This window comes from Streptomyces sp. NPDC039465, from assembly GCF_055639315.1.
Genome location: NZ_JBVKAP010000010.1, coordinates 80,569 through 103,013 on the forward strand (window position 1 = coordinate 80,569; position 22,445 = coordinate 103,013).

The following is a 22,445-nucleotide window of genomic DNA, read 5'->3' on the forward strand; positions in this document are numbered from 1 at the left end:
CAACACCCGTGATGACCACGACCCTGCGGCCGACGGCGCCGCTCCAGCAGTCCGCCGACGGCACGCGGAACCGCCCCTACGAGGTCAGGGTGAACAGCCGCCCGGTCGGCTCGCTCCACCTCGCCACCATGCCCGGCTTCGGACCGACCGTCGGCACCATCGAGGACCTGCGCATCGACGAGCCGGACCGCCGCCGGGGCCGCGGGACCGTCGCCGCGCTCGCCGCCGAGGAGGTGCTGCGCGGCTGGGGCTGTCGACAGATCCTCGTCTCCGTACCGGCCGACGCGCACGCCGCCCTGCGGATGGCGGCCGCGCTCGGCTACACCGAACGCAGCCGCAACATGGTCAAGGAGCTCGGGCAGGCCCCTGCCCTGCCGGCGGGCGTGGACGTCCGGCCCATGACGCAAGGTGAGTACGAGGTGTGGGAGGCGGCCTCCCGCGAGGGCTTCGCCCGCAGCTGGATCGAGCGGGGCGTCCCGGAGGACCAGGCCAGGGCCAAGGCCGAGGCCAGCACCCGCGAGAACCTCCCCGAGGGCCTGGCGACCCCGGGCGTCACCATCCATGTCGCCGCCCAGGACGGCGAGGTCGTCGGCACGCTCTGGACCGGACGGCGCGAGATCGAACCGGGCGTGCGGGCCGCCTTCGTCTACGACGTCGAGGTCGCCGAGGCGCGGCGCGGCCAGGGCCACGGCCGCACGCTGATGCTGCTGGCCGAACGGGTCGCCCTGGACGCCGGGGAGTGCCTGCTCGGCCTCCACGTCTTCGCGGGCAACACCCCGGCGCTGCGGCTGTACGAGTCCCTCGGCTACCGCACGACTCACATGAACAGCGCGAAGGACCTGCTTTAGGCCGAGGGAGGCGGGGTCCGGGCGTGACCCGGGCCTCCTGGCGCCCGGGGCCAGGGCGCGACCCGTCCGGCCTCAGACCTGCGTGAGCAGCCGGTCCGGGCGCGACCCGTCCAGTCTCAGCCTTCCGCGAGCAGCCGGTCCGCGATCGCCTCGACGCGCTCGCGCAGCCCCTCCTGGCTCTTGCCGCCGTCGAGGCGCTCCCCGCCGATCACATACGTGGGAGTGCCGGTCACCCCGATCGCCTTGCCCTCGGCCTGGTCCGCGTCGACGATCAGCATGTGCCGGCCGTCGATCAGCGCCGTGTCGAACTCCTCGGCATCCAGGCCCAGTTCACGCGCCACCTCGACCAGCAGCGCTTCGCCGCGCGCGGCAAGCTCCTCCGTGCGTGCCAGCACGGCCTCCGCGTACGCCCAGCCCTGGCCCTGCTCCGCCGCCTCCTCGGCCGCCTGCGCGGCGGCGAAAGCGTGCTTGTGCTTCTCCAGCGGGAAGTGCCGCAGCCGCACCTCCAGCCGGTCCCCGTACCGGGCGCGCAGGGCGTGGATGTCCGTCAGGGCGCTGTGGCAGTCGGAGCACTGGAGCTCGCACCACACGTCCAGGACGACGGGGGCGGCGGTGCTGTCGGGGGTCGAGTCACTCATGGGGCCAGTCTTCCAGCCTGGTCCCGGCCCGCCCAACCGGCACCTGGGAAGGAGCGCGTCCCGGAGATCTCCCTGAGACCCGCCCCGGGCCGTGGCCCCGGCGGCGTGCTCAGGTGCAGGATGGAAGGGACGTATCGCCCCACGCCTGGAGGACGGGATGCTTGCCGAGACCATTTGCTCCGCGGTGGCCGCGGCCGGCCTGGGCATCGCCGCGATCACGGCGTACCGCAAGCGGTTCCTGACCGCCACGCGGATCGCCGCCTACTCCCTGGTCCCCCTCGGGCTGGTGATGACCGGCGCCGTGGAGTGGCTCGCCAGGACGGCCTTCAGCCCGACCGCGTGGGCCGGCTTCGCGGTCCTCGGCGCCGCCTGGCTGCTGTTCACGTCGACCCGGGCCGTCGAGCGGCGTAGGGGCGGCACCCGCAAGGAACGCAAGGCCGCGGCCAAGGCGGCCGCCGGGCCTGAGGCCGTCGCCCCGGCCGCGTCGGCGCCGTCCCTGGGCCGTACCGCCACACCGCGGGCCACGAACACCACGGCGAACGCCGGGGACGACTTCAGCGACATCGAGGCCATCCTGAAGAAGCACGGCATCTGACCGGCCCAGCCGGTGCCCGTTCGGCAACGCGTCCGCGGGTCGAAACGAAATCCGGTGAACTGCCCGAGCCGTGAAGCGTGTTGAGCATTCACCACACGCTGTCCTGCGTCATCATCGCCCCGAGATGCTGGATACCTCGCGGGACGAGTCACCCGCCCCCACCGAAGAGCCGCGAGGCTGCCTTTTCGCGCTCTCCCAGCCGCCGCTGATGATCTTCCTCGCGGTGATCGGCTGTCTGCTGCTCATGGCGTCCGTCCACGACCTCTTCCTGCTGTGAGGGGGCCCGGACGGCCGGCTCAGCCCGCGGCTTCCTTGCGCCGCGCCCGGTACGCGGCCACATGGAGCCGGTTACCGCAGGTGCGGCTGTCGCAGTAGCGGCGCGAGCGGTTACGGGACAGGTCGACGAAGGCGCGCCCGCAGTCCGGTGCCTCACAGCGGCGCAGCCGCTCCTGCTCGCCCGCGACGACGATGAAGGCGAGGGCCATGCCGCAGTCCGCGGCCAGGTGGTCGGCCACCGACGCGCCCGGCGCGAAGTAGTGCACATGCCAGTCGTAGCCGTCGTGGTCGGTCAGCTGTGGCGTCGTGCCGGCGGCGGCCACCAGCTGATTGATCAGCGCCGCCGCGACCCGGGCGTCCGGCGCCGCGAACACCGCGGCGAAGCGTTCCCGCACCTCCCGTACGGCCTTCAGATCGCGTTCCCCCAGCTCACCCACGTCGCTGATGTCGTGCGCGCGCACGAACACGCCCAGCGCCGGTACGTCCCCGAGCTCGTCGCCCCGCTCGCCCTGCGGCGCGGTGTTCATCAGATCGACGACGGTGTCGAGGGCGATCCGGGTGTCGTGGGGGATCAGCACGCTTCGCTCCCTGGCCAGCTGCGGGCGGGCGCCCGCCGGATTGCGCTGACTCTAGCGGCTTGGGCACGAGGGACCCGGAGAGGTCCGAAACCGGGCCCCAAGAGGGCCCGAACCATCCCTGCCGGGGCCGAAAACCGCGCCGGAAGGCCCTACGGACGGCGCGGGGGGCGCCCCGGGGAGGTCAAAGCATGTCGGCGCCGTCACCGCGGTGGCTTCACGGTGACGGCGCCGACGTCCGCCGTTGGGGGTTGTCCGCGCGGCGCCGTCGCCCCGAGTCGGACGGCGCCGTGCGGCTCTCGGCCTGGCTCAGCTTTCGGCCAGGATGTGGGAGAGCTCCGTGTCAAGGTCGAAGTGGCGATGCTCGGTGCCGGGTGGCACCGCGGCGTCGGTCCGCTTCAGGAACGACTCCAGGGCGCGCGCCGGGGCCTCGAGCAGGGCTTCGCCTTCAGGGGAGCTCAGCGCGATGCAGACGACGCCTTGACCGTGGCTGCGCGACGGCCAGACGCGGACGTCGCCGGTGCCGGTGGGCCGGTGCAGACCTTCGGCGAGGAGATCGCGGGCGAAGACCCACTCGACCGTCTCTTCGGCACCGGTGTGGAAGGTGGCGTGCACGGCATAGGGATCGGCCGTGTCATACCGCAGGCCCGCGGGTACAGGCAGTGAGGACTCGCTCGACACAACGAGGCGCAGGTGCAGCTCGCAGCTGACCGTGGTGTTCATAAGCGCCAGGGCCTTTCGCTCAGTGTGCGCTCGGGGATTCGCACGTCGGCGAAATCGACATGCCACCTACGGTGCCGTTGTAAACCCCTCTGTCTGTTTTGTGATCCTTCAGGTAGCTCGTATGGCGGTGTGTGACTTCCGCTCGTACCGCCATTCGGGTACATCGGCGCGGTCCGGTAGGTTGGGCTCATGAATGCGGAGAGTGACGAGCGGGGAAAGGTCGCCGGGCCCGGGACCGAGGCCGCCGCGACGGGGGACGTAACGGAAGGGGAGTCGCCGCTCGGCTCCCGAGCGCCCGAGTTCATCAAGGCGCGCCGGACACTCCACCTGAGCTGGCAGGTCGGCGTCTTCGTGGTCGGCCTGGCCGTGGTCGGCGCGGGCGTGGCGATGCTGGTGCTGCCGGGGCCGGGCTGGGTGGTGATCTTCGGTGGCATGGCCATCTGGGCCACCGAGTTCGTCTGGGCACAGCTGGTGCTGCGCTGGACGAAGCGGAAGGTGACCGAGGCGGCACAGAAGGCGCTCGACCCCAAGGTGCGGCGCCGCAACATCATCCTGACCACGGTCGGTCTGGTGATCGTCGCGGTGCTGGTGGGTTTCTACCTCTGGAAGTACGGGCTCGCCCTGCCCTGGAACATCGACCGTTGACCGTTCTGGTGGTCAAAGGCCCCGCTGACATGGGGTAATGTTTGCGGTGCGCCCGGGCGATTAGCTCAGTGGGAGAGCGCTTCGTTCACACCGAAGAGGTCACTGGTTCGAACCCAGTATCGCCCACCCGGATCGAAGGCCCTGGAGGATCTCCTCCAGGGCCTTCGTCGTGTCCCGGCCCCCTCAGGGGTCGGGCTCAGTGCACCGACCCTCTGAGGGCCGGGCTCAGTGCAGCCGGCCGAGCCGGTCGCGCAGCCGCCGTGCGTCCCGCAGCCGCTGCTCGTAGGTGGCCCCCACGGCGAGCAGCAGCAGCCCGGCCAGCAGCGGCGGCAGCCAGCGGGGCAGCGCACCGACGGCCTGGACCACGTACGGCGCCAGCTCGTGCAGGGCGTCGAGGCCGAGGACGACCCCGCCGAGGACCAGCGGAGCCTGGAGCCGCAGCCGGGCGCCGGCCAGGGTGACCACCAGCGCGGCGGCCCCCAGGAGCAGTGGACGCAGCCAGTGGTCGTCCCCCCAGGCCGCGGCGAGGCTCGGCAGGAGCGTCGCCGCGAGGCCCGGGCCGTACGCCGTCCAGGACGAGACCTGCGGGTCCCGCCGGCGCCGCAGCACCCCGACGGCAAGGGCAGGGACGGTGACCGGGAGGGTGTACGCCTCCGGCGCCGAGACCTCCCAGGAGCCCAGCCGCACCCAGGTCGCCAGCAGGAAGAGCCCGCCCGCGATCCATCCGGCGACCGGCCGGCGCTCTTCCCGTACGGCCGTCGCCCCGGCCACGACCCCGCCCAGCGCGAGCACCAGCGCCAGGTGAGCCGGACGCTGTACGGCGAGCCCGACCGCGAGCACTCCGGCGGCCGCCCCGGTGACCTCCACGGGCAGCGCGACCGGGTGCCGCCGCAGCCTGGCGCCCAGAGCCGCGGTGGCGGCCGGCACGGCGAGCAGCGCGAGCGCCGCCTGGTGCACCGGCAGCCCGGCGGCCGCGGCGCCCGCCGCCACCAGCCCCGTGGCGGCGACGACGGCCGAGCAGGCGGCCACGGCCCGTACGGCACCGGCAGCGGCCACCGCCACCACCGCGAACAGCGCGCAGAGCACCCCCAGGGCGACGAACGTCGCCGACCGCGTCCCCAGGGCCAGCACAGCCCCGCCGACGGCCGCCACCAGAGCGCATCCGAGCGCGGTGAGGGCGAGCGCCCGCTCGGCGCTGAGGCTCGGCGCGGCGGCGTCACCGGCCACCGGACCCGACGCGGCCGGGGCACCGGAGGCCACGGGCCCCCGAGGAGCGGCCGGCGCGGCGCCCCCGCCCAGGCCCCTCGTCAGCAGCCCGGGGCGGGCCGCGACCGTCAAGGCCGCCGCTGTCGTCAGGAGGAACGACGTCACGCTCGGACCGGTCGGCAGCAGCAGGGCCGTCGCACAGGCGAGGGCCAGCGCCGTGCAGCGGGACCACGCGTACGGGAACCAGGCCAGCGCCGCCGCGGCCGTCAGCAGCACCAGCGGGGCCGTGGGCTCGGTGTGGGGAAGGGCAGGGGCGCCCTCCCAGATGCCGTTCAGCGTCCTCAGCGGGACCGCCAGCGCCACCGCCACCGCCGGCAGCGCCCACGCCACCGAGGCGGCCGCGACCGTCCCCGACGCGACCGTGAAGCCCTGCCTCACCCGGCGCGGAGCCGCCAGGAGGGCCACCCCGCACAGCAGATAGGCCAGAACCGCCCAGTCCGAGGGGACGGCAGCACGGAGCACGCCACCCACCGCGGCCACCGCCGTGAGGCCCGCCACCGCGGCGCCGGCTGTCGCAGCGGCGGGCGTCCGCCACGTCGCGTACAGCGCCACCGCCGCCGCGGCCACCAGCAGCGCCCCCGGGGTGAGGGCAGCCGCCACGGACCCGGCGCTCACCGAGAACCATGCCCCCGCCAGCAGCGCCCAGCCGCCCGTCACGCCCCCGACCGTCAGCGCGACGACCCGGACCGCGATCCGTCCCGTTGCCCGCTCCGCCACCACTGCCATCCCGGCCGCCGTCGCCAGCGCCGCCCAGCCGAGCACCAGACCGCCCGCGTCCGCCGCCAGCGCCCACAGCGGCAGGGGAAGCCCCGCCACGGCCACCGCGGCCGGCAGCGGAATCCTCAGCCGCCCCAGCATCAGCCCGTACGCCGTCCACACCCCGCACAGCACGGCCGCCGCGGCCGCCGTGTACCCGACCGCGTCGGACCCCGGCAGCGCGACCCGGTACAGCGCGTACGCGTCCAGGACCGTCAGAACCAGTCCCAGCGCCGCCACCGACTCCGCCGTCGACACCAGACCGCGACGCAGCAGCGGCGCGGGCGCGCCGAGCGCTGCGACGGTCACGGCGGCCAGCACGGCGGCGCGGCCGCCGATGCCCAGATGGCCCCAGCTGACCAGGGTGAACGCGACGGCCGCCACCGTCAGGAGGATCCCGCCGAGCGTCAGCAGAACGTTTTGCACGCTGGGCGGGGAAGCCTCGGCGCGCGGGCCCCAGGCCCTCGGTGCGGCGGAGACGGGCGGGTGCAGGACATGCAGCAGCCAGGCACGGCGGGCGAGCAACTGGGACCGGCGGGCATCGAGTTGAGCCAGCTCACGGTCGACCAGCGCCAGCTCCTCGGCGGGCGGCAGGGCAGTGGACATGCCAGGAGTGTGGCTCAGGGCACACCCGCCGGCATGGGCGGGGATACTCAGATCCTCGCTGAGTACTCACATGCCGCCAGGGTGAGTTTGAACGGAACCCGCCGGGACCTGTATGGTTCTACCCGTTCCCGGGCGATTAGCTCAGTGGGAGAGCGCTTCGTTCACACCGAAGAGGTCACTGGTTCGAACCCAGTATCGCCCACCGGGAAAGGGCCGGTCCGCATCGCGGACCGGCCCTTTTTGCACCCACCCGCGCCATGAACCCGCACCATGAATCACGCGGCGGCCGCCGGAAGTTCGGGCCGCAGCGGCCAGGCCGGGTCGACCGCCTCCGGCGTACCGTTGCGCGCGAACCACGCCTGCAGCCCCCGCGCCTGCGCCGCATGCCACACCGCCTGCAATGTGTGCAGCTCCGCCGGGGACAACCGCTCCAGGCGGGCCGCGAACCTCCGCGCCACCGCCCGTACGACCTCCATCGCCGCCGTCGCATCGGCGGCCGCGTCGTGCGCCCCCTCCAGCTCCACCCCGTACTGCGCACACAGGTCGGTCAGCGTGCGCCGGCCCTTGCGATACCGGTCCAGATGCTTGTCCAGAACCCTCGGGTCCAGGACACACAGCGGCACGTTCTCCAGATAGCGCGCCAGCGATGAAGCCCGATGGCGCCGCAGCTCCCGGTCCAGCATGGTCAGGTCGAACGGCGCGTTCATCACCACGATCGGCCGCCCCGCGGCACACTGCTCCGCCAGCGCCCGGCCTATCTCCTCCATCACCGGCGCGGGCCACCGCCCGTTGCACCGCAGATGATCCTCCGTCAGGCCGTGCACCGCAGTTGCCTCGGCCGGCACCGGGACCCCCGGATTCACCAGCCAGCGAGTCACCCGCGGCCGCGCACCCGCAGCATCCTGGACGACGAGGGCGGCCGAGACTATCCGGTCCTCCTCGATGTCAATCCCCGTGGTTTCCGTGTCGAATGAGGCCAAGGGGCCCTCGTACCACAGCGTCATCGCCGAACTCCTCGCACCTGACTGGCAGATGGCGTCGGCCCCTGCCCGAACCGGTGATACCCGGCCTGTTTGCGCTGTACGCAAGGGGGTGACAACACAGATGACGGGACGTGAGTTGACGCCCCGTCTCGGGGAAAACCGATCGGAACGGCCCGGAAGGTACGGGGAGCCCCATGGCGCTCGCGCAGCCCGAACCCCAAGGAGGGCTGTTGCCGCAGCGGACCGTACCGCTGCGCGGAGCGCTCGCCACCACCGCCTGCATGGAGACCCTCCAGGTGGGCTACCTCCACGCGGTCGCGGCCGCCGCCGGCTGCTCGCTCGCACAGCCCTTTCCGGACAACGGCATCGACTGGCACGTGAGCCACAGCGCTCCCGGCCACACCGTCGACGACGAAGTCACCATCAAGGTCCAGCTCAAATGCACGTACCAGATCGCCCCGCACCCACCCGGGCCCGCGTTCTCCTTCACCCTCGACAACGACCACCTGGTGAAGCTGGCCCGCAGCCCCGTCTCGGTGCACAAGATCCTCGTCGTGATGCTCGTGCCCCGGACCCAGGACGAATGGCTACGGGCCAGCCACGACCGGCTCGACCTGCGCCACTGCTGCTACTGGATCAACCTGGCCGGTCACGCCGTGACAGGCAGACGCCGCACCACCGTGCGCATACCGACGTCACGGATCTTCGACGACCGGGCCCTGTGCGAGATCATGGCCCGCGTCGGGGTGGGAGGGAGACCCTGATGCACCGCCCGATCGACGAGCAACCCACCGGCCCGCTCCCGCCCGCCGACGCCCGCCCCCGCCCCCCGCTGCCCGGCCCCTGGCACGGCGGCGCCCAGGAACCCGACCCCGCCCGCGTGGACCCGCTCGTACTCGGCGCCCTGCTCGCCCGGCACGGCTGGCGGCGACGCGGCGGCGCGGCCGGCCGCTACACCCGCTGGACCCCACCCGGCCCCGGCACCGGCACGAGCCTCCTCGTCCCCGAAAGCCGCGCCTTCCCCGACTGCGAAGACCTCGTCGGCGAAGCCCTCACCGCGCTCGCCCGCAGCGCCGCCCCCTCCGCGCGCGAAGTCCTCGTCTCCCTCACCGTCCCCAGCGACGAGATCCGCTGGTGGCGCGACACACCCCAGGGCCCCTCCGGCGAGGTGCCCTGGCCCGTCCAGGAACAGCTCAGGTCCGCCGCCCGCCAGCTGCTCCTGGCCGGCGCACTCGCCGTACGCGGCCGGGCCGGCTACTACGGCGCCCGCCACCGCAGGCAGGCCCAGGCCTCACTGGAAGGCGTCCTCGTCGCCGCCGGATCCGCAGGCCGCGGCCTGACCGCGTTCGTCCCCGTCGACCCCGGCCGCTCGATCGCCGTCCGGCTCTACCACGCGCTGTACGCGGCCCGGGAGGCCGCCGACTACCAGCGCGCCACCGGCGGCATGGAGGCGTTCGACGCCGCCGTCGAGGCCGGGGTGAGCCGCGAACTGACCGAGGCGCTCATCGCGCTGGTACGGGGCGCCGAAGGCGCCAGGATCGCCCTGGAGTGGGCCCCGGCCGCCGGAGTCCCCGAAGGCTGCGCCGCGCGGCCCGAGCCCGTGGAGTTCTCCCCCGGCGACCTGCCCGCCCTGCGCGAGGCGGGCAGCCGCTACCTCTCCGACGAGCCCTCCATCCCCGTCCGGATCACCGGCACGGTGGTCCGTATGCGCAGGTCAGGCCCGGGCGGCGAGGGCACCGTACGGCTCCGCGTGCTCGGCGGGGCGGAGGTCCCGCACGTGCGGGTCGCCCTCGACGAGGAGTCGTACCGCACAGCCGGCCACGCCCATCTGCTCGGACTGCCGATCCGGGTCGTGGGCCGACTGGAGAGCCGGGGCGGCTTCCGGCGGCTCACGGACGCCTCCGGGGTCGTGCCCGTACAGGTCGACGAGGCCGAGCGGGACCGGCTGCTGAAGTCGCTCCAGGAGAATCTGGACTTCTTCGAGGAGGCCTGCGGCAACGACGACTGACCCGCTGTTTCGCGGTCGGGCACGGATGCTCGGTACGATCAACGGCGACGCGGCACCTCGTCTCTGCCGCGCACCACCGGCGCCGGCACCTCGTGTCTGCCGCGCCCCTATGTATGGAGCACCCGTGTCTGATGTCCGTGTGACCGTCCAGTCCGCCTCAGGAACCGAGGAACGGGCGGTGAGCGCGGGCACCACGGCCGGCGCCCTGTTCGCCGACGACCGGACCGTCGTCGCCGCCCGCGTCGGCGGCGAGCTGAAGGACCTGGCCTACGCCCTCGCCGAGGGTGACGTCGTCGAACCCGTCGAGATCTCCTCCGAGGACGGTCTCAACATCCTGCGCCACTCCACCGCGCACGTCATGGCCCAGGCCGTGCAGGAACTCTTCCCCGAAGCCAAGCTCGGCATCGGCCCGCCGGTCCGGGACGGCTTCTACTACGACTTCGACGTCGCAAAGCCGTTCACCCCCGAGGATCTCAAGGCCATCGAGAAGAAGATGCAGGAGATCCAGAAGCGCGGCCAGCGCTTCTCGCGCCGTGTCGTCACCGACGAGGCCGCCCGCGAGGAGCTCGCCGACGAGCCGTACAAGCTGGAGCTCATCGGCATCAAGGGCGGCGCGTCGACCGACGACGGCGCGAACGTCGAGGTGGGCGGCGCCGAGCTGACCATCTACGACAACCTGGACGCGAAGACCGGCGAGCTGTGCTGGAAAGACCTCTGCCGGGGCCCGCACCTGCCGACCACCCGGAACATCCCGGCGTTCAAGCTGATGCGGAACGCGGCCGCCTACTGGCGGGGCAGCGAGAAGAATCCCATGCTCCAGCGCATCTACGGCACCGCCTGGCCGTCGAAGGAGGAGCTGAAGGCCCACCTCGACTTCCTCGCCGAGGCCGAGAAGCGCGACCACCGGCGTCTGGGTACTGAGCTGGACCTTTTCTCCATCCCGGACGAGATCGGCTCCGGCCTCGCGGTCTTCCACCCGCGCGGCGGCATCATCCGCCGGGTCATGGAGGACTACTCGCGCAAGAAGCACGAGGAGGAGGGCTACGAGTTCGTCTACTCGCCGCACGCCACCAAGGGCGCCCTCTTCGAGAAGAGCGGCCACCTGGACTGGTACGCCGAGGGCATGTACCCCCCCATGCAGCTCGACGGTGGTACGGACTACTACCTCAAGCCCATGAACTGCCCGATGCACAACCTGATCTTCGACGCGCGTGGCCGGTCCTACCGTGAGCTGCCGCTGCGACTGTTCGAGTTCGGCACGGTGTACCGGTACGAGAAGTCGGGCGTCGTGCACGGCCTGACCCGCGCCCGCGGCTTCACCCAGGACGACGCGCACATCTACTGCACCCGCGAGCAGATGGCGGAGGAGCTGGACAGGACCCTCACCTTCGTCCTGAACCTGCTGCGCGACTACGGTTTGACCGACTTCTACCTGGAGCTGTCGACCAAGGACGAGACGAAGTTCGTCGGCTCGGACGAGGCATGGGAGGAGGCCACCGCGGTCCTCCAGCAGGTCGCCGAGAAGCAGGGCCTCCCGCTGACCCCGGACCCGGGTGGCGCGGCCTTCTACGGCCCGAAGATCTCCGTGCAGGCGCGGGACGCCATCGGTCGGACCTGGCAGATGTCGACCGTGCAGCTCGACTTCAACCTCCCGGAGAGGTTCGACCTCGAGTACACCTCGGCGGACGGCTCCCGCCAGCGGCCGGTGATGATCCACCGTGCGCTCTTCGGCTCCATCGAGCGGTTCTTCGCCGTCCTGCTGGAGCACTACGCGGGCGCGATGCCGCCGTGGCTGGCCCCGGTCCAGGCGGTCGGCATCCCGATCGGTGACGCGCACGTCGAGTACCTCCAGGAATTCGCGGCGGAGGCGAAGCGGAAGGGGCTGCGGGTCGAGGTCGACGCGTCCTCGGACCGCATGCAGAAGAAGATCCGCACCCACCAGAAGCTCAAGGTGCCGTTCATGATCATCGTCGGTGACGAGGACATGTCCGCCGGCACGGTCTCCTTCCGCTACCGCGACGGCTCGCAGGAGAACGGGATTCCCCGTGACCAGGCGCTGGCGAAGCTCGTTGAGGTGGTTGAGAAGCGCGTCCAGGTGTGACGTGTTCCCCGCATGAGCGGGGGTGGTCCCGACCCTAAGAAGTACGTCGGGTCTGACGAAGTGTGCTCCCCGCACACGCGGGACTCGGCCCCCGGGAAGCTCAGCTTCCCGGGGGCCTTCGCTCGTCCTCCCGCGTGAACGTCTGGATCAGCCAGGACGAGAACGAGCCCGTCACCGCGCCCAGCAGCCCCAGTCCGCACGCCATCATTCCCACCGCCGTGATCCGCCCGACCGTGGTCACCGGCGTCACATCCCCGTACCCCACCGTCGCCAGCGTCGCGCACGCCCACCAGACCGCGTCGCCGAAGCTCTGGATCGACGCCCCCGGAGCGCCGTGCTCCACGTGGTAGACGGTCAGCGCCCCCGCGAAGCCGAGCAGGCCCACCGTGAGGCCCGCGTACACGATCACGCGCGCGTAGAGGCTGAGCCGGGGCCGTGCGCGGCGGCGCTGGATGGTCTCGTACAGGCGGACGACCCGCAGGGGCCGCAGGAGGGGGAGGATCAGTACCAGCGTGTCCAGCCAGTGGCTGCGTACGAAGCGGAGTCCCTGGCCGCTGAGGCGGAGCCGTACGGCGTAGTCGAGGGCGAAGAGGGCCCAGGTGGCGATCATGACGGCGACGCTGAGGAGCCGCCAGGCGTCGGGGAGACCGGGGGCGAGGACTCGTACCGCGTAGCCGGCGAGGAAGAGGAGCGAGGCGACGGCGAGCGGGGTCTCGGTGTGGTGCTCCCAGCGTTCTTGGCTCTCGGTCACCGGCTCAGCATCCCCTCACCGGCCACGCCCGCACATGATCGACGCCCCGGCAGCACGCTCCGAACGGGCGAAGCCATATGCTGCACAGCATGACGATTGAGCCGGAGCAGCAGATCGGAGTGGGGACGCAGGATGCGTTCCAGCGCCTGTGGACGCCTCACCGGATGGCGTACATCCAGGGCGAGAACAAGCCGACCGGCCCGGGGGCCGACGACGGCTGTCCGTTCTGCTCGATTCCGGCGAAGTCCGACGAGGACGGGCTGGTGATCGCCCGCGGCGAGAAGGTGTACGCCGTGCTGAATCTGTACCCGTACAACGGCGGCCATCTGATGGTCGTGCCGTACCGCCATGTCGCCGACTACACGGAGCTGGACGACGCGGAGACGGTGGAGCTGGCGGCGTTCACCAAGCATGCGATGACGGCGCTGCGGGCGGCTTCGGGGGCCCATGGTTTCAACATCGGCATGAACCAGGGCGGGGTCGCCGGGGCGGGTATCGCCGCCCACTTGCACCAGCACGTCGTGCCGCGCTGGGGTGGCGACACCAATTTCATGCCGGTGGTCGGTCACACCAAGGTGCTGCCGCAGCTGCTCGCGGACACCCGCAAGATGCTGGCGGACGCCTGGCCTGCGGCCTGACGTCCGCGTTCCGGCGGCTGGGCCCTGCCTCCGGCGGCTGGGCCCTGTTGCTGCGGGCTATGCGTCGTAGAGGTCGGCCTTCTTGGGCATCGGTTCCTGGACCATGCCGCTGAGGACCAGCGAGCGGTTGGTGAAGCGTTCGGTGTCCACGCCGTGCTCGTCGAGGACCTTGATGGTGGCGGCGTGGACCGCGCGCATCACGGGGGTGGCCGCGCGGATCACGTCGTCGGCCATGAAGCGGTTGCCCCAGGGCTTGGCGGCCCAGGCGTGCCGCAGGCCGAACGGCTCCGGCAGGACGAGTTTGCCGCCGAGGAAGTCGAGGATCGGCGGGAACCACGTCAGGGGCGCGCGGACGGCCTGGCGGACGACCTCGTTGGTCTCCACGAGCGGCAGGGGGATTTCCTTGGTCTCCCAGAACCGGACGGTCTTGGAGACTTCCTTGGTCTTGGGGGCCGGTTTGGTGGTGAAGAGGCCGTGGACCGGGCCCAGTGCATGTCCTGTGACCTCGATGCGCAGGGTGTGCAGCAGTGAGGTCACCGTGATCATCATGGTGAGGACCAGCTGGCCGTCCCAGAGGGTGAACTGCACGCCGAGGTAGTGGCGGTTGCCGCTGCCGAACTGCTGGTCGTTGCAGATGCGCTGTATTTCGTGGGGCTTCACCTGGAAGGTGACGATGTTCTCGCCCTCCGGGCGGGCGACCTCCTTGGCGCCCTCGCCGACGGGGGAGACGATCCAGTGCTTCACCGTCGGCTTGGGGAAGCCGGTCTTCAGTGAGCCGCGTTCCAGCATTTTCAGCTGGTCGTGGATGGGGCGTACGACGTCCCAGGCGCGGAAGTCGTGGATCTCCCTGCCTTCCTTGGGGACGAGCTCCTCGGCCAGTGTCCAGCTGCCCCAGCGGGTGCCCATGCCCAGTATTCCCTTGGCGCCCGCGTAGAAGACGATGTTGGACTGCTGCTCGGCGGTGAGCTTCTCCAGGGCTTGACGGAGCTCCTCGGCGGCGCTCTCGCTGGGGTCCTGGGGGACCGCCTCGGGGATCTTGGCGCCGATGCCGCCGCCGCTGAGCAGGGAGTCCCAGCGGGCCCGCAGGTCCTTGGCGGTGCTCTCGCAGATGCGTTTGGCGAGGAACCAGCCGAGCGCCGGGGCGATGATCATCGCGCGCAGGTAGAGCGAGAGGAAGCCGGTGAAGGGCAGGGCGACCATCATGAGCACGGCGAGGATGCCGACGCCGGCGAGCAGGGCGGTGCCCAGGGCGCCGGCCTTCTTGTCGGAGGCGCCGGCGATGGTGCGGCGCAGCTGGAAGACGCCGAGCCACAGCAGCAGCCCGGGCAGGAAGAGGACGCCGAAGAAGAAGGTGACGAGGGTGAGCCGGATGTCGCGCTGTTTGCGGATCCGGGTGGCTGCGAGGCAGTGCTCGACGACCGGCTGGGGTTCGGTGCCGAACGACTGGATCAGCGCCTTGCGGGCGCCGCCGAGGAGCCGGACTTGCACGGCCCGGGAGAACGCCTCGCCCAGGTCGGGTTCGAAGAGGCTGAACTTGCCCTTCTTGACCGCGGATTCATGCCATTCGTTGTTGGCTTCCAGGATCTTGTCCACCGGGCCGTCGCGGTACGCGGCGGAGGCGAGCGCATGTGTCGCCGCCGTCTGTCCGTCCGACCCCTGGAGGGGGATCTGTGCCCCGGGACCGAAACCTCCGTCGAAACTCAACTCCGCCCCCATCGCCGCGTGCCGCGCGTGTCTCCGCTCTGCGGCCTGTTCCCAACCCGCGTGCCCCGCACACCTTCTGAGCTGGGGCACCCCAGCGTATCCGCCACGCGGTGTGCGCGTCAGGCGACCGGACAAGGGCGGCCGAATGCCGCCCACCCGTGTGGAGTTGGGGTGGGCGGCAGGGTCGGCCGGGCTGAACTATGTTCCCTTTTCCGCCTGTTCGCGGATCTTGTCCGCGAGCTGCGGTGGCATGGCCTCGTGCCGGGCGTACGAGCGGTCGAAGCGGCCCGTGCCGTGCGAGATGGACCGCAGGTCCACCGCGTACCGGCCGATCTCGATCTCCGGTACCTCGGCCCGTACGAGCGTTCGTCCCGGGCCCGCCTGTTCGGTGCCGACGACTCGGCCGCGCCGTCCGGACAGATCGCTCATCACCGCGCCGACGTAACCGTCCGGCACGAGCACCTCGACCTCGGCGACCGGCTCCAGCAGGTCGATCCGCGCATCGGCGGCGGCCTCGCGCAGCGCCAGCGCGCCGGCCGTCTGGAAGGCGGCGTCGGAGGAGTCCACCGAGTGCGCCTTGCCGTCCAGCAGCGTCACGCGCACGTCGACCAGCGGGTATCCGGCGGCGACGCCGCGCGCCGCCTGGGCGCGTACGCCCTTCTCGACGGACGGGATGAACTGGCGGGGGACCGCGCCGCCGACGACCTTGTCGACGAACTCGATCCCGGAGCCCGCCGGCAGCGGCTCCACCTGGATCTCGCAGATCGCGAACTGGCCGTGCCCGCCGGACTGTTTCACGTGCCGCCCGCGGCCGGCCGCCGGCGTGGCGAACGTCTCCCGTAGGGAGACCTTGTGCGGGACGACGTCGACCTGGACGCCGTAGCGGCTGCGCAGCCGTTCCAGGGCCACGTCCATCTGGGCCTCGCCCAGGCACCAGAGCACGACCTGGTGGGTGTCCTGGTTCTGTTCGAGCCGCAGGGTCGGGTCCTCGGCGACGAGCCGCGCGAGGCCCTGGGAGAGCTTGTCCTCGTCGGCCTTGCTGTGTGCCTGGATGGCGAGCGGCAGGAGCGGGTCGGGCATGGACCAGGGCTCCATGAGCAGCGGATCGTCCTTGCCGGACAGGGTGTCGCCGGTCTCCGCGCGGGCGAGTTTGGACACGCAGGCGAGGTCGCCGGCGATGCACCGGTTGAGCCCGCGCTGATGCTTGCCGAAGGGGACCGACAGCCCGCCGATGCGTTCCTCGACGTCGTGGTCCTCATGGCCGCGGTCCTCCAGGCCGTGGCCGGAGACGTGGACGGTCTCGTCGGGGCGCAGGGTGCCGGAGAAGACCCGTACCAGCGAGAGCCGGCCGACGTAGGGGTCGGACGCGGTCTTGACGACCTCGGCGACCAGCGGGCCGTCCGGGTCGCACACGACCCGGGGGCGGGGTTTGCCGTCGGGGGTGGTGACGGTGGGCACCTCCCGCTCCAGTGGGGTCGGGAAGCCGCCGGTGATCAGTTCGAGCAGTTCGACCGTGCCGAGGCCCTCCTTGCCGCCGTCCGAGGCGGGCGCGGCGGCGAGCACGGGATGGAAGACGCCCCGGGCGACGGCCTTCTCCAGGTCGTCGACGAGCGTCTTGAGGTCGATCTCCTCGCCGCCGAGGTAGCGGTCCATGAGGGATTCGTCCTCGCTCTCGGCGATGATCCCCTCGATGAGCCGGTTGCGGGCCTCCTGGATGAGCTCCTCCTGCCCGGTGTCAGGCGGATTCTCCAGCCGCGAGCCGGAGGAGTAGTCGAAGATCTTGCGGGTGAGCAGTCCGACCAGGCCGGTGGCGGGCGCGTGCCCGTCGGGTGCTTCGGCGCCGTGGACCGGCAGGTAGAGCGGGAGTACGGCGTCGGGGTCGTCGCCGCCGAAGATCTGTCCGCACACCTTGGTGAGCTCGTCGAAGCTGGTGCGCGCGGTGTCCAGGTGGGTGACGACGATGGCGCGGGGCATGCCGACGGCCGCGCACTCCTCCCACACCATGCGGGTGGCGCCCGCGACGGCATCGGCCTCCTGTGCGGCGGAAACGACGAAGAGGGCCGCGTCCGCAGCCCGCAGACCGGCCCTCAGCTCCCCGACGAAGTCGGCGTACCCGGGGGTGTCGAGGAGGTTGATCTTGTACCCGCCCCATTCCACCGGGACGAGGGAGAGCTGTACGGAGCGTTGCTGGCGGTGCTCGATCTCGTCGTAGTCGGAGACCGTGCCGCCGTCCTCGACCCGCCCGGCCCGGTTGACCGCGCCGGCGGTCAGGGCCAGTGCCTCGACGAGGGTGGTCTTGCCCGATCCGCTGTGGCCGACCAGCACCACGTTGCGTACCTCCGAGGGCTGGTCGGCCGCTGTAGCCCTGCCGGCGGCCCCGGGGTGGGTGTTCGCCTTGTCGCCCATGATTCATGCCTCCCGATCGCTTGCACGGTGAGGTGGGGGCGCGGGCGGGGAGCCGCGACGGGAGGCTCCGGCGATGCCCGCGGTGGTCTTTCGAGCTTTGCACTGCCGTCACGCTGCGTCCATACGTCGTACGGCGCCGACGGCGCTCGCCGGAGACGACGGCCGGAGCGCGACGGCCCCGGCGGGTGGGCCGGGAGGGCCCGGCGACCGGCGCGCGGCGGGCTCGCGGGGGGCGCGACGCGACGGGCCGGGTGCGCGGCGTGCCCCCGGTACCGTCCTGGCTACGATGGGCCAGCCGGTGGCCATAGGGGCCGCGCGGCCCACCGACCCCTCGGGAAGGCCATGCTGAACAAGTACGCGCGTGCCTTTTTCACGCGTGTCCTCACGCCGTTCGCCGCGTTTCTGCTCCGCCGGGGAGTGAGCCCCGACGCGGTCACGCTCGTCGGCACGGCCGGGGTGATGGCGGGTGCGCTGGTCTTCTTCCCCCGGGGAGAGTTCTTCTGGGGCACGATCGTCATCACGCTGTTCGTCTTCTCGGACCTGATCGACGGCAACATGGCCCGCCAGGCGGGTATCTCCAGCCGGTGGGGCGCGTTCCTCGACTCGACCCTCGACCGGGTCGCCGACGGGGCGATCTTCGGTGGCTTCGCGCTCTGGTACGCGGGCGGCGGGAACGACAACGTCCTGTGCGCCGTGTCGATCTTCTGCCTGGCGAGCGGCCAGGTGGTCTCGTACACCAAGGCGCGCGGTGAGGCCATCGGCCTGCCGGTGGCCGTCAACGGCCTGGTGGAGCGCGCCGAGCGGCTGGTGATCTCGCTGGTCGCGGCCGGTCTGGCCGGTCTGCACGGGTTCGGTGTGCCGGGCATCGACATCCTGCTCCCGATCGCCCTGTGGATCGTGGCCGTGGGCTCGGCGGTGACCCTGGGGCAGCGGGTGGTGACGGTACGGCGCGAATCGGCCGAGGCCGACGCGGCCGCCGCGCACGGACGGGAGGCGACATCGTGAGCGGTGTGAAGGACAGGCTCACCGACAGCCTGTACGGACTGGGCTGGGCCACCGTGAAGAAGCTCCCGGAGCCGGTCGCGGCCGGGCTCGGCCGCCGCATTGCCGACCTGGCCTGGAGCCGCCGCGGCAAGAGCGTCCTGCGGCTGGAGTCCAACCTCGCGCGCGTGGTGCCCGACGCCACTTCCGAGCGCCTGGCCGAGCTCTCCAAGGCCGGCATGCGCTCGTACATGCGCTACTGGATGGAGTCCTTCCGGCTGCCGACCTGGAGCAAGGAGCGGGTCTCGGACGGCTTCGACGTGAAGGACGTCCACCACCTCACGGACGGCCTGGCCGCCGGCAAGGGCGTCATACTCGCGCTGCCGCACCTGGCCAACTGGGATCTCGCCGGGGTGTGGGTGACCCGCTGCCTGGGCGTGCCGTTCACCACCGTCGCCGAGCGGCTCAAGCCGGAGACGCTGTACGACCGCTTCGTCGCCTACCGCGAATCGCTGGGGATGGAGGTGCTACCGCACGCCGGCGGCTCCGCCTTCGGGACCCTCGCGCGGCGGCTGCGGGCCGGGGGACTGGTCTGCCTGGTGGCCGACCGGGACCTGTCCGCGTCCGGTGTGGAGGTGAAGTTCTTCGGCGAGACCGCGCGCATGCCCGCGGGGCCGGCGATACTCGCCCAGCAGACCGGCGCGCTGCTGCTGCCGGTGACTCTCTGGTACGACGACACGCCGGTGATGAAGGGGCGGATCCATCCGCCGATCGAGGTACCCGAAACAGGCGACAGGGCGGAGAAGACGTCCTCCATGACACAGGCGCTGGCCGACGCCTTCGGCACCGGCATCGCCGGACACCCGGAGGACTGGCACATGCTCCAGCGGCTGTGGCTCGCCGACCTCGAGGAGCGCCCCGCGCCGCCCGGGGAGCCGCGCCCATGAAGATCGGCATCGTCTGCCCGTACTCCTGGGACGTGCCCGGCGGCGTCCAGTTCCACATCCGGGACCTCGCCGAGCATCTGATCCGGCTCGGCCACACCGTCTCGGTTCTCGCCCCCGCCGACGACGAGACCCCGCTGCCGCCGTACGTCGTCTCGGCGGGCCGGGCCGTGCCCGTCCCGTACAACGGCTCGGTGGCCCGGCTCAACTTCGGCTTCCTGTCGGCCGCGCGGGTGCGGCGCTGGCTGCACGACGGCACCTTCGACGTCATCCACATCCACGAGCCGACCTCGCCGTCCCTGGGGCTGCTCACCTGCTGGGCGGCGCAGGGGCCGATCGTGGCGACCTTCCACACCTCCAACCCGCGCTCGCGCGCGATGATCGCCGCCTATCCGATCCTCCAGCCCGCGCTGGAGAAGATCAGCGCGCGGATCGCGGTGAGCGAGTACGCGCGCAGGACGCTGGTGGAGCATCTTGGCGGCGACGCGGTCGTCATCCCGAACGGCGTCGACGTCGACTTCTTCGCCAAGGCCGAGCCGAAGGCGGAGTGGCAGGGCGGCACGCTGGGCTTCGTCGGGCGTATCGACGAGCCGCGCAAGGGCCTGCCGGTCCTGATGAAGGCGCTGCCCAAGATCCTCGCCGAGCGGCCCGACGCGCGGCTCCTGGTCGCGGGCCGCGGCGACGAGGAGGAGGCGGTGGCCTGCCTGTCGCCGGAGATGCGCCGACAGGTCGAGTTCCTCGGCATGGTCAGCGACGAGGACAAGGCGCGGCTGCTGAGCAGCGTCGATGTGTACGTGGCGCCCAACACCGGCGGCGAGAGCTTCGGCATCATCCTCGTGGAGGCCCTCTCGGCGGGGGCCCCGGTCCTCGCCAGCGACCTCGACGCCTTCGCCCAGGTCCTGGACCAGGGTGGCGCGGGGGAGCTCTTCGCCAACGAGGACGCGGACGCGCTGGCCAAGACCGCCCTGCGGCTGCTGGCGGACGAGCCCCGCCGCGAGGAGCTCCGGGCCCGGGGCAGCGCGCATGTGCGCCGCTTCGACTGGTCGACGGTGGGCGCGGACATCCTGGCGGTGTACGAGACGGTGACGGACGGCGCGGCTTCGGTGGCGACGGACGAACGCACGGGCCTGATGGCGAGATTCGGCCTGGCCCGCGACTGATTTTTTTAGGGCTCGGTTCTCCTCCGGGCGCTTTTAGCGTGCGGAGGACGGTCGATTGTGCTCGGCCCCCTCGTTCCTCGGGGGCCTGCGCGCGTTCTCTCTTTCGGCACCCGCGCGCCCTTCGGCTCACTCGCCAGGCGGTCGGGGTGGGCGTTGGCGCCCCGGAGGCGAACCGAGCCCCCAAAAACAGCCGGTAGCCTGGGCGCCCGTGACCGCAACACTGATCTGGATCGTCGTCGGGCTTATCGCGATCGGCCTGTATTTGAGCTGGACCGCCGGGCGGCTCGACCGGCTGCATACGCGGATCGACGCGGCCCGCGCGGCCTTGGACGCGCAGCTCGTGCGGCGCGCTTCGGTCACTCAGGAGTTGGCGACTTCCGGTGTCCTGGATCCGGCTGCCTCGATCGTGCTGTACCAGGCCGCGCATGCTGCCCGGCAGGCGGAGGAGGAGCAGCGGGAGGTCGCGGAGAGTGAGCTCAGCCAGGCGTTGCGCGCGGTTTTCGGGGAGCCGGAACAGGTCGATGTGGTGCGGCAGGCTCCGGGCGGCGAGGAGGCGGCGGGGGAGCTGGCGGCGGCGGTGCGCCGTGTGCCGATGGCTCGCCGTTTCCACAACGACGCCGTCCGCGCGGCTCGTGCCCTGCGCCGCCACCGGAAGGTGCGCTGGTTCCGGCTGGCGGGGCACGCCCCGTTCCCGCTGGCTTTCGAGATGGACGACGAGCCGCCCGTGGCGCTGGCGGACCGCCCCTGACCTGGACCGCCGCACCCCCTGAGAGCCCCCTCATTCGAAGCCGGCGCACTGCCCTGACCTCGGAAAACGAGCCACCGCCTCTCTATTGGCCCTTGCTGTGGCCTTGAGGTGGCCTGTTTCCTTCCTGATGTCGTAACCCCCCGTTCTCCGAATGAGGTCCCTTCCGTGTCCAGCACGCTTCCCACCACCCCGCAGTCCGCTGAGTCCTCGGCGATCGGTACCTCTCGCGTCAAGCGCGGCATGGCCGAGCAGCTCAAGGGCGGCGTGATCATGGACGTGGTCAACGCCGAGCAGGCGAAGATCGCCGAGGACGCCGGCGCCGTGGCCGTCATGGCCCTGGAGCGGGTCCCCGCGGACATCCGCAAGGACGGCGGCGTGGCCCGCATGTCCGACCCGAACATGATCGAGGAGATCATCGGCGCCGTCTCGATCCCGGTCATGGCCAAGTCCCGCATCGGCCACTTCGTCGAGGCGCAGGTCCTGCAGTCCCTGGGTGTCGACTACATCGACGAGTCCGAGGTCCTCACCCCGGCCGACGAGGTCAACCACTCCGACAAGTGGGCCTTCACCACCCCCTTCGTCTGTGGCGCCACCAACCTGGGCGAGGCTCTGCGCCGCATCGCCGAGGGCGCGGCCATGATCCGTTCCAAGGGTGAGGCCGGCACCGGCAACGTCGTCGAGGCCGTCCGCCACCTGCGCCAGATCAAGAACGAGATCGCCAAGCTGCGCGGCTTCGACAACAACGAGCTGTACGCGGCCGCCAAGGAGCTGCGCGCCCCGTACGAGCTCGTCAAGGAGGTCGCCGAGCTCGGCAAGCTGCCCGTGGTGCTCTTCTCCGCCGGTGGTGTCGCGACCCCGGCCGACGCCGCGCTGATGCGTCAGCTCGGTGCCGAGGGTGTCTTCGTCGGCTCCGGCATCTTCAAGTCGGGCGACCCGGCCAAGCGCGCCGCCGCCATCGTGAAGGCGACCACCTTCTTCGACGACCCGAAGATCATCGCGGACGCCTCCCGCAACCTGGGCGAGGCCATGGTCGGCATCAACTGCGACACCCTCCCCGAGGCCGAGCGCTACGCCAACCGGGGCTGGTAAGCAC

Annotated in this window: 21 protein-coding genes and 2 tRNA genes; 15 read left to right on the forward strand and 8 right to left on the reverse strand. The window is 71.7% G+C overall.

The genetic code is table 11. The annotated features are described in order from the left end of the window. The first annotated feature begins 11 nt into the window (after positions 1-11). Positions 12-848: a GNAT family N-acetyltransferase gene (locus ACZ7LT_RS28285; RefSeq protein WP_471238940.1), complete on the forward strand. Its 837-nt coding sequence runs from the start codon at positions 12-14 to the stop codon at positions 846-848. Between the two features lie 116 nt (positions 849-964). Here ACZ7LT_RS28285 and ACZ7LT_RS28290 read toward each other — a convergent pair whose 3' ends face one another. Next, positions 965-1,486 (reverse strand): DsbA family protein, encoded by a 522-nt coding sequence (locus ACZ7LT_RS28290; protein WP_471238941.1) that lies wholly within the window; start codon positions 1,484-1,486, stop codon positions 965-967. Positions 1,487-1,643: 157 nt separating this feature from the next. On the opposite strand from ACZ7LT_RS28290, the gene ACZ7LT_RS28295 reads away from it, so the two are divergent. Together ACZ7LT_RS28295 and ACZ7LT_RS28300 are read left to right on the forward strand one after the other, a co-directional pair. After that, positions 1,644-2,081 carry a hypothetical protein gene (locus ACZ7LT_RS28295; RefSeq protein WP_471238942.1) on the forward strand — a complete coding sequence of 146 codons (438 nt, stop codon included), beginning with the start codon at positions 1,644-1,646 and terminating at the stop codon, positions 2,079-2,081. Positions 2,082-2,205: 124 nt separating this feature from the next. Beyond that, entirely contained in the window at positions 2,206-2,358 is a 153-nt protein-coding gene (locus ACZ7LT_RS28300) for a hypothetical protein (RefSeq protein WP_019884882.1), read from the forward strand. A gap of 19 nt (positions 2,359-2,377) precedes the next feature. On the opposite strand, the gene ACZ7LT_RS28305 is transcribed toward ACZ7LT_RS28300, so the two are convergent. Both ACZ7LT_RS28305 and ACZ7LT_RS28310 read right to left on the reverse strand, forming a co-directional pair. Further along, positions 2,378-2,935 (reverse strand): CGNR zinc finger domain-containing protein, encoded by a 558-nt coding sequence (locus ACZ7LT_RS28305; RefSeq protein WP_471238943.1) that lies wholly within the window; start codon positions 2,933-2,935, stop codon positions 2,378-2,380. Between the two features lie 306 nt (positions 2,936-3,241). Next, a complete protein-coding gene (locus ACZ7LT_RS28310) occupies positions 3,242-3,655 on the reverse strand; it encodes an SsgA family sporulation/cell division regulator (RefSeq protein ID WP_003959770.1) in 414 nt (137 codons plus the stop codon). 189 nt (positions 3,656-3,844) lie between these two features. Between ACZ7LT_RS28310 and ACZ7LT_RS28315 the strand changes: the two genes are divergently transcribed. After that, on the forward strand, positions 3,845-4,300 hold the full coding sequence (locus tag ACZ7LT_RS28315; protein ID WP_471238944.1) for a TIGR02611 family protein: 456 nt from the start codon (positions 3,845-3,847) through the stop codon (positions 4,298-4,300). Between the two features lie 54 nt (positions 4,301-4,354). Then, a tRNA-Val gene (locus ACZ7LT_RS28320) sits at positions 4,355-4,426 on the forward strand. Between the two features lie 99 nt (positions 4,427-4,525). Here ACZ7LT_RS28320 and ACZ7LT_RS28325 read toward each other — a convergent pair. Further along, positions 4,526-6,928, reverse strand: coding sequence for an SCO7613 C-terminal domain-containing membrane protein (locus ACZ7LT_RS28325; protein WP_471238945.1), 2,403 nt, complete (start codon positions 6,926-6,928; stop codon positions 4,526-4,528). A gap of 130 nt (positions 6,929-7,058) precedes the next feature. On the opposite strand from ACZ7LT_RS28325, the gene ACZ7LT_RS28330 reads away from it, so the two are divergent. Next, positions 7,059-7,130 (forward strand) — tRNA-Val (locus tag ACZ7LT_RS28330). 73 nt (positions 7,131-7,203) lie between these two features. On the opposite strand, the gene ACZ7LT_RS28335 is transcribed toward ACZ7LT_RS28330, so the two are convergent. Beyond that, a complete protein-coding gene (locus ACZ7LT_RS28335) occupies positions 7,204-7,932 on the reverse strand; it encodes an exonuclease domain-containing protein (RefSeq protein WP_471238946.1) in 729 nt (242 codons plus the stop codon). A gap of 173 nt (positions 7,933-8,105) precedes the next feature. Here ACZ7LT_RS28335 and ACZ7LT_RS28340 point away from each other — a divergent pair, with 173 nt between their 5' ends. The 3 genes from ACZ7LT_RS28340 to thrS all read left to right on the forward strand — a co-directional run bounded on the left by ACZ7LT_RS28340 (position 8,106) and on the right by thrS (position 12,020). Next, positions 8,106-8,675 carry a DUF4365 domain-containing protein gene (locus tag ACZ7LT_RS28340; protein WP_471238947.1) on the forward strand — a complete coding sequence of 190 codons (570 nt, stop codon included), beginning with the start codon at positions 8,106-8,108 and terminating at the stop codon, positions 8,673-8,675. Further along, positions 8,675-9,919, forward strand: coding sequence for a hypothetical protein (locus ACZ7LT_RS28345; RefSeq protein ID WP_471238948.1), 1,245 nt, complete (start codon positions 8,675-8,677; stop codon positions 9,917-9,919). The genes ACZ7LT_RS28340 and ACZ7LT_RS28345 overlap by 1 nt, the downstream gene beginning before the upstream one ends. A 124-nt stretch (positions 9,920-10,043) precedes the next feature. After that, positions 10,044-12,020: a threonine--tRNA ligase gene (gene thrS, locus ACZ7LT_RS28350; RefSeq protein WP_471238949.1), complete on the forward strand. Its 1,977-nt coding sequence runs from the start codon at positions 10,044-10,046 to the stop codon at positions 12,018-12,020. Positions 12,021-12,120: 100 nt separating this feature from the next. Here the strand turns inward: thrS and ACZ7LT_RS28355 are convergent, their stop codons facing one another. Further along, entirely contained in the window at positions 12,121-12,771 is a 651-nt protein-coding gene (locus ACZ7LT_RS28355) for a potassium channel family protein (RefSeq protein ID WP_471238950.1), read from the reverse strand. Positions 12,772-12,848: 77 nt separating this feature from the next. Between ACZ7LT_RS28355 and ACZ7LT_RS28360 the strand changes: the two genes are divergently transcribed. Next, positions 12,849-13,409 (forward strand): HIT family protein, encoded by a 561-nt coding sequence (locus ACZ7LT_RS28360; protein WP_471238951.1) that lies wholly within the window; start codon positions 12,849-12,851, stop codon positions 13,407-13,409. A 57-nt stretch (positions 13,410-13,466) separates the two neighbouring features. Here the strand turns inward: ACZ7LT_RS28360 and ACZ7LT_RS28365 are convergent, their stop codons facing one another. Continuing rightward, complete coding sequence (locus ACZ7LT_RS28365; RefSeq protein WP_471238952.1) at positions 13,467-15,125, reverse strand: hypothetical protein; 1,659 nt, start codon at positions 15,123-15,125, stop codon at positions 13,467-13,469. A gap of 186 nt (positions 15,126-15,311) precedes the next feature. Continuing rightward, complete coding sequence (locus ACZ7LT_RS28370) at positions 15,312-17,519, reverse strand: elongation factor G-like protein EF-G2 (protein WP_471238953.1); 2,208 nt, start codon at positions 17,517-17,519, stop codon at positions 15,312-15,314. 342 nt (positions 17,520-17,861) lie between these two features. Here ACZ7LT_RS28370 and pgsA point away from each other — a divergent pair, with 342 nt between their 5' ends. The 5 genes from pgsA (at position 17,862) to pdxS (ending at position 22,441) form a co-directional block, all read left to right on the forward strand. After that, on the forward strand, positions 17,862-18,524 hold the full coding sequence (pgsA, locus tag ACZ7LT_RS28375; RefSeq protein ID WP_471238954.1) for a phosphatidylinositol phosphate synthase: 663 nt from the start codon (positions 17,862-17,864) through the stop codon (positions 18,522-18,524). Next, positions 18,521-19,447: a phosphatidylinositol mannoside acyltransferase gene (locus ACZ7LT_RS28380; RefSeq protein WP_471238955.1), complete on the forward strand. Its 927-nt coding sequence runs from the start codon at positions 18,521-18,523 to the stop codon at positions 19,445-19,447. The genes pgsA and ACZ7LT_RS28380 overlap by 4 nt, the downstream gene beginning before the upstream one ends. After that, complete coding sequence (locus tag ACZ7LT_RS28385; RefSeq protein ID WP_471238956.1) at positions 19,444-20,604, forward strand: glycosyltransferase family 4 protein; 1,161 nt, start codon at positions 19,444-19,446, stop codon at positions 20,602-20,604. Before ACZ7LT_RS28380 ends, ACZ7LT_RS28385 begins: the two co-directional genes overlap by 4 nt. Positions 20,605-20,812: 208 nt before the next feature. After that, positions 20,813-21,352, forward strand: a complete 540-nt coding sequence (locus ACZ7LT_RS28390; protein WP_471238957.1) for a hypothetical protein — start codon at positions 20,813-20,815, stop codon at positions 21,350-21,352. A gap of 165 nt (positions 21,353-21,517) precedes the next feature. Then, a complete protein-coding gene (pdxS, locus tag ACZ7LT_RS28395) occupies positions 21,518-22,441 on the forward strand; it encodes a pyridoxal 5'-phosphate synthase lyase subunit PdxS (protein ID WP_019884864.1) in 924 nt (307 codons plus the stop codon). Positions 22,442-22,445: the final 4 nt, after the last annotated feature.